Origin of the sequence: Microcoleus sp. PH2017_34_RAT_O_A (assembly GCF_020737885.1) — a bacterium.
GTDB lineage: Bacteria > Cyanobacteriota > Cyanobacteriia > Cyanobacteriales > Microcoleaceae > Microcoleus.
This window is the reverse complement of the sequence record NZ_JAEQDD010000050.1, coordinates 1-12,194: the sequence shown is the minus strand read 5'-3', so window position 1 is coordinate 12,194 and position 12,194 is coordinate 1. Positions and strand designations below refer to the sequence as shown.

The 12,194-nt window shown below is 46.7% G+C and carries 10 protein-coding genes and 1 pseudogene; 2 read left to right on the top strand and 9 right to left on the bottom strand.

Annotated features, from left to right (window positions below):
* Positions 1–17: 17 nt before the first annotated feature.
* Positions 18–119: a cytochrome b6-f complex subunit PetL gene (locus JGK11_RS17610; RefSeq protein ID WP_194010188.1), complete on the bottom strand. Its 102-nt coding sequence runs from the start codon at positions 117–119 to the stop codon at positions 18–20.
* 78 nt (positions 120–197) lie between these two features.
* On the opposite strand from JGK11_RS17610, the gene aroB reads away from it, so the two are divergent.
* The gene (gene aroB, locus JGK11_RS17605; RefSeq protein WP_293183113.1) at positions 198–1,313 is read left to right on the top strand and encodes a 3-dehydroquinate synthase; all 1,116 of its coding nucleotides are present in this window, start codon (positions 198–200) and stop codon (positions 1,311–1,313) included.
* A gap of 226 nt (positions 1,314–1,539) precedes the next feature.
* Here the strand turns inward: aroB and JGK11_RS17600 are convergent, their stop codons facing one another.
* A complete protein-coding gene (locus JGK11_RS17600) occupies positions 1,540–2,307 on the bottom strand; it encodes a tetratricopeptide repeat protein (protein WP_293183115.1) in 768 nt (255 codons plus the stop codon).
* 558 nt (positions 2,308–2,865) lie between these two features.
* On the opposite strand from JGK11_RS17600, the gene JGK11_RS17595 reads away from it, so the two are divergent.
* The gene (locus tag JGK11_RS17595) at positions 2,866–3,711 is read left to right on the top strand and encodes a stomatin-like protein (RefSeq protein WP_293157580.1); all 846 of its coding nucleotides are present in this window, start codon (positions 2,866–2,868) and stop codon (positions 3,709–3,711) included.
* Here the strand turns inward: JGK11_RS17595 and folP are convergent.
* The 7 genes and pseudogenes from folP to JGK11_RS17560 all read right to left on the bottom strand — a co-directional run.
* Complete coding sequence (gene folP / locus JGK11_RS17590; RefSeq protein ID WP_293197013.1) at positions 3,702–4,571, bottom strand: dihydropteroate synthase; 870 nt, start codon at positions 4,569–4,571, stop codon at positions 3,702–3,704. The genes JGK11_RS17595 and folP overlap by 10 nt on opposite strands.
* 250 nt (positions 4,572–4,821) lie before the next feature.
* The gene (locus JGK11_RS17585; RefSeq protein WP_293212388.1) at positions 4,822–5,382 is read right to left on the bottom strand and encodes a Uma2 family endonuclease; all 561 of its coding nucleotides are present in this window, start codon (positions 5,380–5,382) and stop codon (positions 4,822–4,824) included.
* A 104-nt stretch (positions 5,383–5,486) separates the two neighbouring features.
* Positions 5,487–6,212, bottom strand: a complete 726-nt coding sequence (gene tpiA / locus JGK11_RS17580) for a triose-phosphate isomerase (protein ID WP_293212387.1) — start codon at positions 6,210–6,212, stop codon at positions 5,487–5,489.
* Between the two features lie 68 nt (positions 6,213–6,280).
* A complete protein-coding gene (locus JGK11_RS17575) occupies positions 6,281–6,466 on the bottom strand; it encodes a PCP reductase family protein (protein WP_293183127.1) in 186 nt (61 codons plus the stop codon).
* A gap of 383 nt (positions 6,467–6,849) precedes the next feature.
* Positions 6,850–10,143: a GAF domain-containing protein gene (locus JGK11_RS17570; protein ID WP_293212386.1), complete on the bottom strand. Its 3,294-nt coding sequence runs from the start codon at positions 10,141–10,143 to the stop codon at positions 6,850–6,852.
* A 394-nt stretch (positions 10,144–10,537) separates the two neighbouring features.
* Positions 10,538–11,917, bottom strand: a complete 1,380-nt coding sequence (gene psbC / locus JGK11_RS17565; protein WP_293151178.1) for a photosystem II reaction center protein CP43 — start codon at positions 11,915–11,917, stop codon at positions 10,538–10,540.
* 156 nt (positions 11,918–12,073) lie between these two features.
* Positions 12,074–12,194, bottom strand: a pseudogene (locus JGK11_RS17560) (photosystem II protein D2); the annotation flags it as partial.

Sequence of the window (12,194 nt, the reverse complement as noted above, 5' to 3'; positions counted from 1 at the left end):
ACATCTAAATTAACAAACTAGATGAGTTTGACAGCCCGGAGACCAAACATCAGCACTGTCGCCAAGCCAACCATGCCACCGAAAATTCCAAAATAAGCTATTGCTCCGGTAAGACTCATTGCAATTTCTCCAAAATAATCAATAAAAAGACCTATTAAGAACTATAATCTAAAATCTATAATCTAAATTAGATAAATATGCAATCGATAATTAAAGTTGACTTGGGCCCACAATCTTACAATATTTGCGTGCGATCCCCTACGGGGGCTACGCCAACGGGCGGCTTAGACGAGCTCGGTACCCTGATGGGCGATCTAAGTTTGGGCAAAAAAGTTCTTTTGGTCTCAAATCAGTCGATTTTTCGGCACTACGGCGAAAGAGCAACCGCAGCCCTCGAATCGGCCGGTCTAGAAGTCAGTACCTGCATTTTACCACCGGGCGAACAGTACAAAACTTTAAATTCCATCCAGAAGATTTACAATGCGGCTTTGGCTAACCGGTTGGAACGTTCCTCGACAATGGTGGCTTTGGGCGGCGGAGTGGTTGGGGATATGACGGGTTTTGCGGCGGCGACTTGGCTGCGCGGAATTAATGTGGTGCAGGTTCCGACTTCGCTGCTGGCGATGGTTGATGCTTCTATTGGCGGCAAAACGGGGGTCAATCATCCTTCGGGGAAGAATTTAATTGGGGCTTTTCATCAGCCGCGTTTGGTTTTGATTGACCCGGATGTTCTCAAAACTCTGCCGGCGCGCGAGTTTCGTTCGGCGATGGCGGAAGTTATTAAGTACGGGGTGATTTGGGATGCTGAATTGTTCCGGAAGTTGGAAAACTGCAAGCGCTTGGATCAAATGCGCTATGTGAAGGCGGATTTGTTGGCTGAAATTTTGAGCAGGTCTTGCCAAGCTAAGGCTGAGGTGGTAAGCAAGGATGAGAAGGAGTCTGGTTTGCGGGCGATTTTGAATTACGGTCACACGATCGGTCATGCTGTAGAAAGTTTGACTAATTACAAGGTAATTAATCACGGCGAAGGTGTGGCAATTGGTATGGCTGCGTCCAGCCGCTTGGCTGTGGAGTTGGGAATGTGGGATGCTGAGTGCGATCGCCGCCAATCTGCTTTAATTGCCAAAGCTGCTTTACCTGCTAAGTTGCCCGCAGGTGTCGATATTGAGGAGATTTTGAAGACTTTGCAACTGGATAAGAAGGTGCAGGATGGCAAGGTGCGCTTTGTGCTACCGGTGCGCTTGGGTGAGGCCGCTGTGAGCGATCGCGTGGATGGAGATGTAATTTTACAAGTTTTGAAGGAAATGCTTTAGGTTGAGGCTTATCGGCGTGTTTAACCGCCGTTGAAGGCTAATTGATTTCGATCGCCGCCTCTGTTTTTTATCTCTATGTTCGAGCGATCGACTATCGATCTCATATCTGCTTGGATGACCATAATTAAGATTGGTTTGATCGTTCGGACTTTAGTCCTTAGAAGATGCGGACTAAAGTCCGAACGATCAAACCTTTTTTATTTCAGCTATATCGAACATAATGATTTTAAGAGCCGCTCGACTGCGAATTGATTTCCTCCAAAAGTTTATCTACTCTCGTAGCTGCTTGAGTTCTGCCCTGCTTGATAAATAACTCCTTAGCTTTTTTGAGACTGGCTAGGGCCTCTGCTTGGTCTTCCTTCGCCCCTTGCTGGTATAAACCGACTCCTAAATTGTTTAAAGCATCGGGATACTGGCTGTTAATTTTAACGGCTTGTCTCCACAGCACGATCGCCTCGGGCAACTTTCCTTGACTTGCCATCGCCACGCCCAAATCGTTGTGAGCTTTGGCGTGCTGCGGGTTGACTTCAATTGCTTTCTGGTATTGGACGATCGCATCGCTCATTTTACCTTGCCCCGACAGCAGACTTCCCAACTTATAATAAGCATCGGCTTGTTTGGGATAGCGAGCGATTAGTTGTCGGTACAAAACTTCGGCATTGACAATATTTCCTTGACCGTAGAGGTCGTTGGCCGTTCTCAAACCCACCGTGTAACCTTTGCCTACAACTTGGCACTTTTTCTCAGAGTTGCCTTCCTGTTTACAAATCTTAAGTTCGTCTCCCTTCATCTCGTAGGATAGAACTTCGCGAACTGCGGGCCCCCGGCGCGGTGGCTGCAAGTTCTGCGACTGCAAGTTTGGGGCAATTTGCACCGTGGTTGATTCAGCTTGTACGGGTGGGACAACTCCCAATGCCCACATTCCAGCCACCAAAATGCTTGGGCCAATCCAGGTAAAAGGTTTGAAAGGGCGAAACTCTCGATCGTTTTTCATGTCTTTTGTGGAAATGTGTTGTTGATATCCTGGGTTTCACAAAAAAGCTCGGTAAGTGGGAAGCTCAGAGACTTTAGTCCTTCCTAGGAAAACGACCAGGCGATTTCAATCGCATTGAATCCCCTTGCGGGGTAGAGGGGTATGGTTGCCCCTCTGGCGAGGATGGTTGTCCTCAATCTCCCTTTCGGGGTAAAGTTAGCTTCGCCAATGTTATAAAGGCTTGTCAGGCTAGCAGCACTGTCGAGCGTGACTTTAAGGCTGTTTAACTACTAGCGACAGAGCAAGGGACTAGCTTCGCATCCGGTGGGTGTCATGACCTAAATAACGTAGCCAGTTAAGGCTTAGGCTGGTCAGTGCAGCTTGCTTGATTTCTCTTACAAGCTCAGTGGCGTTGATTCCCTGAGTTACTGACTGCTTCGTCAGAGTCCGAACACATGGCGGCCCACCATTGATCTCATTATTAACAGTCGAGATATTTTAGCACTGTGCGGCAGACTTTGAGTTAAATTAGAGTATATTCCCGATCGATTCTCAGTCAACCTTAGCAGGAAAGTAGAAATGGGGCAGTCTATTCTCACCATGCTGTTTGCGCTCATCCTCGGCTACGCTGTTAACTCAAGCGTGAAAATAGTCAGTGGTGGCGACGAAGCTTTAGTCGAACGTTTGGGCCAATACAAGCGCACCCTCAAGCCCGGATTCCACTTTATCAGTCCCCTGATCGAAAAAGTCGTCTGCGTGGACACCAGCCGCGAACGAGTTTTAGATATTAAACCTCAATCAGCAATTACGGGCGATAATGTGGCCCTAGAAGTCGATGCCGTTGTGTATTGGCGGGTTGTGAATTTGCAGAAAGCTTATTATGGAATCGATCAAATTGAAAATGCGATCGCCAACTTAGTTTTAACGACGTTTCGCGCTGAAATTGGTCGATTGCCCATGCAAGACATCTTGGGTTCCCGAGATGACATGAATAAAAAGTTACTCAAGAAGTTGGACGAAGCTACCGAAACTTGGGGCGTCAAAGTAATTCGCGTAGAAATTCAAAGCATTACACCTCCGAAAAGGGTGCAAGAAGCTATGGAATTGGAGCGCGCCACCAAGAGCGAATGGCAAGCAATGGTCAATAAGGCGATCGGCACTAAGGAGTACATGAGGCTCTTAGTTGAAGCTTTAGACTCCCATCCGAACAGCAAGCAAGTTTTGAATTACTTAGTAACTGAAAAATACTTAGACGCTCAACAAAAACTAGGCGAAAGCGACAACGCCAAAATTCTGTTTATGGATCCAAGAAACATGACAGAAGCCCTCAACGAGTTGATGGGTTCCATGCCGGATATCCAGCCGCACGCTCACGGTGGAGAGCGAGAACTCAAACTAATCGACCAATCAACCGCTCAAGATTGATTTCTGAAGATAGCGTCGGCAACCAAACAAACATCGTGCATTTCTCTGACATCGTGAATTCGCAAAATATCTGCCGAATTTGCGATCGCACTTGTACAAGCCGCCGCTGTCCCCCAAATTCTTTGTTTAGCTTCCGGCTGATTCAAAATCTGACCGATGAAGCTTTTCCGCGATACTCCTACTAAAATCGGACAGTCCAAACCCCGGAATTTTGTCAACTGTCGCAGAATTTCCAAGTTTTGACTGTAAGTCTTAGCAAAGCCAATACCGGGGTCGATAATTATCTGAGATTTATCAATTCCCGCAGCCACAGCGGCCACAATTCGACTCTCCAAAAAATCCCGAATTTCCCCAATTAAATCCTGATAATCTGTGAGTTTTTGCATCGTCTGGGGAGTTCCCCGAATGTGCATCAAAATTATCGGCACTTGCAACTGAGCAACCGTTGACAGCATTTCCGAGTCAAAAGTTGCTCCCGAAATATCGTTGACAATATCAGCTCCCGCCTCAATCGCAGCTTTAGCAACCTGCGCTCTGGTAGTATCGACAGAAATCGGAACTGAGCTAAAAATATCGGCTTTTTGCCTCAGCATTTCTATCACAGGTATAACGCGATCGATCTCTTCTTCTAAGGATATTTCCGCTGCACCGGGCCGGGTAGATTGACCGCCAATATCAATAATATCTACCCCCGATTTTACCATATTTTCAGCTTGCGCTAAAGCTGATTCTATGGTATTGAAATCGCCACCGTCGCTAAAACTGTCAGGAGTTACGTTCAAAACACCCATCAAATAAGTGCGTTTTCCCCACTCGAAAGTTTTATTTCTAATGATAATTTTGGCTGGGTTATCTGTCATGGCGAGTGAGATTTTAGATTCAAGATTTTAGGTTTGATATCCTGTCCGGTCAATTACCATGAAAAAAACGGTTCGTAGTGTGGAATGCAAGTCCGCAGCAGCCTGAGAGCCGACTTGCATAGCACACTACGAAAAAAACGGTTTGTAGTGTGGAATGCAAGTCCGCAGCCTGAGAGCCGACTTGCATTCCACACTAAAAACCAATCTTAAAAAGCCCCGGTTTCTTAGAGTCTGATGCGTCCAAGATTCTTCAACCAAAACTCAACCAGCTAAAAACACGATCGACCGTCAATTCTAATTCAATTCCATTAATAATTGGCAACCGATCTGTACCTCGGTAAAATTCTACTTTTTGTCCGGGAAATACTGCTAAAATACTTTCTTCCTCAGGATCTAGCAACCAACCCAACTCAGTACCGTGTCGCGAACAGTGCAGCAATTTACCAAGGACTTTTGTTTGGCTTTGGTTTGGGGATAAAATTTCGATCGACCAGTCTGGATTAATTTCAAAGATGTTGGCAATTCTACCCGAAGGCAAAAAAGGAATTCTTTCCCAGCGGAATACTGCTATATCTGGTACGATCGACTTACCACCAAAAGTGCAGCGCAATTCAGGAAAAGCCTTGGCAATTTTTTGAGTTTGTGCTACTTCATTGATGGTCTTGCAGAGCTCACCTTGAAGTACGCTGTGTTCACCTTGAGGCATGGGCTTCTGAAGGATATCTCCGTCAATAAATTCTGAGGCCGGTTCAGTTTCAGGAAGTTTGAGGAAATCTTCTAAAGCGGGTTTGGGTTTAACCATCGCAATCATAAGTCAATTCTCCCGATCGGACAAACACTTAAAGTATCTCAAGGGCATATCACAATTGTAGGCGATCGCTTTCTCCTTCCCGCTGCCCTTGTTCCACTTACCAGTTATTGATAATTGACAATTCTAGCGAAACTGGCAGCTTCCAAACTAGCACCGCCAACCAAAACCCCGTCAATTTCAGGCATCGCCATAACTTCATCAATATTCTCTCCTTTCACAGAGCCGCCGTACTGAATCGGCACGTCAGGATTAGTCAATTTAGAGCGAATCAAACCAATAACTCGGTTAGCTTCCTTCGTTTCGCAAGTGTCGCCAGTGCCGATCGCCCAAATCGGTTCGTAAGCTATTACTAAGTTATCTTGGTCAACACCAACCAAATCCTGCGCTAACTGAGAAAAAATATGAGCTTCCGTTTCCCCGGCATCCCGTTGTTGCTTCGTCTCTCCCACGCACAGAATCGGAATTAAACCGGATTTCTGAGCAGTTGTCAGCCGCAAATTCACCGTTTCGTCGCTTTCCCCAAAATATTGACGGCGCTCGCTGTGGCCGATGATGACGTAGCGCACCCCAAGTTCTGTCAGCATCTGCCCGGAAATTTCACCCGTATAAGCTCCAGACTCTTGCCAGTGGACATTCTGAGCACCGAGTCTAATCCGGCTTCCGTGCAGGTTTTTCGAGAGGACACTCAAATCTGTGAAGGGAACGCAAAGCACGACTTCTCGTTCTTCTGGGGTTTCCGTCAGGCAGGACATGAATCCTTGAAGAAACTCTAGGGATTCTGCCCTAGTTTTGTACATTTTCCAGTTGCCAGCTATAACTATTTTCCGCACTACTTTTTTAAATCCTTGTCCTTACAACGCATTTTATAGTCTAAAGCTTTAGGGTACATTTCGATCCCTCATTGTCCAAACTCGATGCGAGCTTGCTCAACTAAGTCAATGGTGACGACTTCTGTTTCGGCTTCGCGGGCCAATTGCTCGATCCGCACGCGGGCTTGTCCCCGGACAAAATAGGGAATATTTTTTAGCTTGGCCTTAGCTTGGGCCGTCCATTTTAAATCATCTGAGAATTCGGAATCTGGCATGGCGTATCGGGCGATCGACTACAAGCGCTCAGTTCTGTACTTTGACAAAAGTCTGTCTGGCTATTCAATTTACCATGTTTTGGGGCAAACCTATTCTGCGAGCAACGCTTGCGGGCGATCGAACTCTCTTCAACTCGGCGGTTGAAACGCAGACTCTACATCAACAAAGCTAACCTTAGGGTGCGTCACGGGGCCGGAATCCTTGAGCAGGTGACGAAAACATTTAGCCCGCTGACGCACCCTACAATAACTAAGGAATGAGAATTAAATAACTTACAATCTTTATTGTTATTGTGGGATGGACATCCCGCCCGTCCTTTCTGAACGGGCGGGACGCCCATTCCACAAGCTTGTGTAAATTATTTAATTTCCGATCCTAATGACTACTGACTGCTGACTGCTGGCTGATGTCGGATCGGAATCTCGATCGCAAATTCAGTACCCTTACCAGATTCTGAACAGCACTTTAAAACACCGCCGTGTTTCTCTACCACAATTTGGTAACTAATTGACAGTCCCAATCCAGTACCTTTGCCCACCGGCTTAGTCGTGAAAAAAGGGTCAAATATGCGTTCTCTCATCGATTCCGAAATTCCAGAACCGTTGTCAGCAATCCGAATCACCGCGCTCGGAACATTGCCATTAAGTTGACCGACAGCAGTAGAGATTTTAATTTGAGGACTCACTGAATTGCGATCGCTCAACTGGTTCGATTGCAAAGCATCGATCGCATTTCCGATCACATTCATAAACACCTGATTCAACTGTCCAGCATAACACTCAACCAGAGGCAAATTGCCGTACTCCTTAACTAGCAGAATGTTGGTACTATCCGAACTAGATTTCAGCCTGTGCTGCAAAATTAACAGCGTGCTGTCAATGCCCTCGTGAATATCGACATCCTTCATTTGACTTTCATCCAAACGAGAGAAAGTCCTCAAAGACAAAACTATTTGACGAATGCGATCGGCTCCCACCTGCATAGACAATAGCAACTTCGGCAAATCTGACCGCAGAAATTCCAAGTCAATATCTTCTGCCAACTCGCCAATCTCAGGACTAGAATCGGGATATTGCTGCTGGTAAAGTTCCAGCAAACTCAGCAAATTTTTAGTATAATCAGTAGCGTGATTGAGATTGCCGTAAATAAAATTAACTGGATTGTTAATTTCGTGAGCAATACCCGCCACCAGTTGCCCCAAACCAGACATTTTTTCAGTCTGAATCAATTGAGCTTGAGTTTGCTGCAAGTCTTTGAAATTTTGAGCTATTTGTGCTGATTGACCTCTCGTTTCCTCCAGCAAATCGGCTTGTTGGATAGCTACGCCTAACTGATTGGCAATCTGAGCTAAAAACTTAACTTCTGAACTTTCCCAACAGCGCGGCCCACAATGTTCGTAGGCTGCCAACAAACCCCAAAGTTCTTGTCCTACAAAAATTGGCGCGATCGCATATGCCTGCACCTGAAAATGCTCTAAAATAGTGAAGTTACACTCCGAGTGACAAGCTTGATAGATATCGTCAACGACTAGAATCTCATTATTGAGATACCTACCACCTCGGTGTTCCTGCAAATAACTATTTTCCCAAACCGTATTGATATCTTCCCCTACCAATCTGATCCAACCGTCTTTCACAAACTCGGCAACATATTTTCCGCTCCAATCAGAATTAAAGCGATATACAGCAATTCTATCAACTTGTATAAACTGACAAACTTCTTGAGTTGCCGTCTTAAAAATTGCATTAATATCGAGAGATTCTCGAATCTTTACTACCACTTCAAATAGTATCCGCTGCTGTTCAGTAGCTTGCTGCAAATCAACAGCTTGCTGCTGAGTTTGAGCGAGCAAATCCGCTTGTTCTAGTGCGATACTTAACTGGGCAGAAACTTGAGTGAGAAACTGAATTTCGGAAGATTCCCAGTTGCGGGGATCCGAACACTGATGCACGCATAGCAGCCCCCAAAGCTCGCTGCCTTTCATCACCGGTGCAACTAAAGTCGCTTTGATCTGAAATTGCTCCAATACTTTCCGAAAGCAATCTTGTAATCCGGCTTGTCTGATGTCTGCCAATGCGTGTACTCGCCCCTGAGAGTAAAGATTGGCGTAGTTTTCTCCAAAACAGTGATCGTTTACTCGGACTGCCATTGCCGATCTAAAATCTGGAAAAACATCTTCGGCAACGAATTCCCCGTCGTTAAATTCCGATGCGGGATCGAAACGGTAAACCCCAACGCGATCGGCATTTAAAGCCGCTCGCACTTCCTGGGACATCGTGGTAAAAATATCGTTCAAGTCGAGAGATTTCCGCATTTTAGCCACCACTTCAAACAGCACTAGCTGCTGTTGGGTCAACTGTTGCATTTGATCGGTACGTTTTTGAACTTTATTTTCTAAATTAGCGTTAAGTGCCTCTATTTCTTGGTATAGTTGGTATTGGTTAATTACCTGAGAAAAATGGCTAGCAAAAGCTTGTAATAATTCAATTTCTTCAGCATTCCATTCGCGAATCTGGGCTGTTTTTGACTCTTTCCACGCTTCAAAAGATATCCGAGATTGAGCGAGTCGCCCGTCGGCATCTAATTGTCCTGCCCAGAGAGTTTCGGTGTCAAATTCTTCTCTAAAAATGCTCAAGTAACCGAATATTTGCTGCCTGGTTCTGAGTGGTGCGATTAAAATGCTGCGGATTTTTGTCGATCGAAATGCAGGTTGCAGGCTTCTCAAACTGCTAATTTTGTACAAGTCGGGAATTGCCCAAACCTGTTGCTCGCTGGAGTTAAAATATTCGTGCCAGACGCTGTATAGCTCTATCTGCTGGTATTTGGCAGAAATAGGCATTCTCGGGCCTGAGCCACAAGTGTAGACTTTGAGTGCCTCTGTGGAATTGTCCGAGTAGGGTAGTAAACTCGTGAGATTGTTGCTGTGGAAAATGCAAAGCCTGCCACCTACGGCCTCTAGTGCAGCTACACATTCTGCCAAAGCTGCTTGCAGTTCGATCGCGGGCTGGGAGTGCAGGGCTGCGGCGACGCGGTTGACGGCAGCTTCACGCTCAGCTTTGGCCTTGGTTCGGGAGAGGAGGGTTGATTGGGCGATCGCGACGGCGAGGTGATCTGCCACCATCTGAACGTCTTGCAGTTCCTCCTCTGCGACACTCCGGGACTGGGAGTGGTGAGATACCAACAACCCCCACAATTCTTGGTCGTGAAAAATTGGTACTACCAAGGAAGCTTTAACGCCGAGTGCAGTTAAGTATTCAGCGTGGCAGGGGTCGATCGCCCGAAAGCGCACTTCATCGGGCAGCATTTGATCGGAAACCTCGTCGCGGCGGGGACTTTGGCCTAGCAACCCGGAATCGATATCGACGATCGATCGCACCTGTACTTGGGCGAACAGTTCGCGGGCGTGAGGGGGAATATCGTCTGCTGGAAAATGCAGCCCCAATAATGATGGCAAGCGTTTGCCGTTAATTGATTCAGCAATCACTTCACCGCTGCCATCGCTATGAAATTTATAGATTTTTACCCTGTCTGTTCCCAAGAACGATTGAAGTTCCGCTGCTGTGGCGCTGAGAATTTCTGGCAATTCTAGAGAGCGGCGAATGCGGTTGGCGATGCGATCGAGTAAATTTGCTCGATCGTAAATCACCTGGACATTTTCGAGCTTTAATGAGTCCATTCTTAATTTTTTGCTTTCCCAGCAATAATAGTAATTGGCTAAAAAGTTTTGTGCGTGTTATCAATTTTTGAAAGCACAGGCATTTAATAAAAGTAGATTAGTTTTGCACAGCTAAGGATCTACCTTCAAACTGCAACTTCCTATTGCTATTGTCAATTTTGTGTGATTAAAACTTTTGTACCTTAATTAAATATAAACTTTGTAGAGCCGGCCTGCAAGTTCTTTACCCGAACTCATCAAAATAGTCAAGTCTCAAGAATTGTGGAGTAATTCAGAGAAAGGCTTAACATCGATCGCAACGCCACTTTTTCGAGATATTGGCTTAAAAAAAAGCTCCTGCCGTTAAGCAGGAGCTTTTTTTGATTAGACAATCACATCAGCACAAGGCCGATGATTAGTCCAAATCAGGCATAGAAAGAACCGCTTCATTTTCGCGATTGATACCTTTTTCAAAGCCAGCGACAGCCGCGCGAGCGCGACCAGCGTGCCACAAGTGGCCGATCAAGAAGAAGAAACCCATCACAAAGTGGAAACAGGCCAACCAAGAACGGGGAGAAGTATAGTTAAAGGCGTTAACTTCAGTTGCCAAGCCGCCCACAGAGTTCAAAGAACCCAAAGGAGCGTGAGTCATGTACTCAGCAGCGCGGCGAGCTTGCCAAGGCTGAATATCATTCTTGATTTTGTTCAAGTCCAAACCGTTAGTACCACGCAAAGGTTCCAACCAAGGGCCTTGGAAATCCCAGAAACGCATCGTTTCACCACCGAAAATGATTTCGCCAGTAGGAGAGCGCATCAGGTATTTACCCAGACCGGTAGGGCCTTGTGCAGAACCGACGTTAGCACCCAAGCGTTGGTCGCGGATCAGGAAGGTCAAAGCTTGTGCTTGAGAAGCTTCCGGGCCCGTCGGGCCGTAGAATTCGCTAGGGTAAGCAGTATTGTTGAACCAGACAAAGCAGCAAGCGATGAAGCCCATGAGGGACAAAGCGCCCAAGCTGTAGGACAGGTAAGCTTCGCCAGACCAGATTAAGGCGCGACGAGCCCAGCCGAAAGGCTTGGTCAAAATGTGCCAAACACCGCCAGAGATACAAATCAGGCCAAGCCAGATGTGACCGCCGATGATGTCTTCCATGTTGTTAACGCTGAGCAGCCAGCCTTCGCCACCAAAAGGAGCGCGAACCAAGTACCCAAAAATCACAGCGGGGTTGAGGGTTGGGTTCGTGATAATACGCACGTCGCCGCCGCCCGGAGCCCAAGTGTCATAGACACCGCCGAAGAACATGGCCTTAGCAACCAGCAGCAAGCAACCGCCACCCAATAAAATCAGGTGATAGCCGATGATGTTGGTCATCTGGTTCTTGTCTTTCCAGTCGTAGCCGAAGAAGTTCGAGTATTCTTCGAGAACTTCTGGGCCGCGAACGGCGTGATAAATGCCGCCCAAACCGAGAACCGCAGAGGAAATCAAGTGCAGAACGCCGACTACGAAGAACGGGAAGATATCTGTAACTTCACCGCCGGGGCCGACGCCCCAACCCAAAGTAGCGACGTGGGGCATCAAGATTAAGCCCTGTTCGTACATTGGTTTTTCTGGGATAAAGTGAGCGACTTCAAACAAAGTCATTGCTCCAGCCCAGAACACGATCAAACCAGCGTGAGCGACGTGGGCGCCCAGCAGTTTGCCTGAGAGATTGATCAAACGAGCGTTGCCTGACCACCAAGCGAATCCGGAGGATTCTTGGTCGCGACCGCTTGCATAGGAATTAGAGAGCGTTACCACGCGGTAGAACCTCCAACGATGTTAGTTTTTGGATTTCGGTTTTTTTGTTCTCCGGGTGACCGCAGGAGCACTGCGTCCACCCGGTGAATAGGAATTTGGATTTCTAGTTTGAATTTAAAAAACATAAATTAAGCTGAAATCCAAATCCTGATTTTTTTAAAGTGCGTTACCGCGAGGCAGAACTTCTTCAGGGAAGATGAAGTTTTCGTGGGGTTGGTCGGTCGGAGCCATCCAAGCACGAATGCCTTCGTTAAGCAGAATGTTCTTAGTGTAGAAC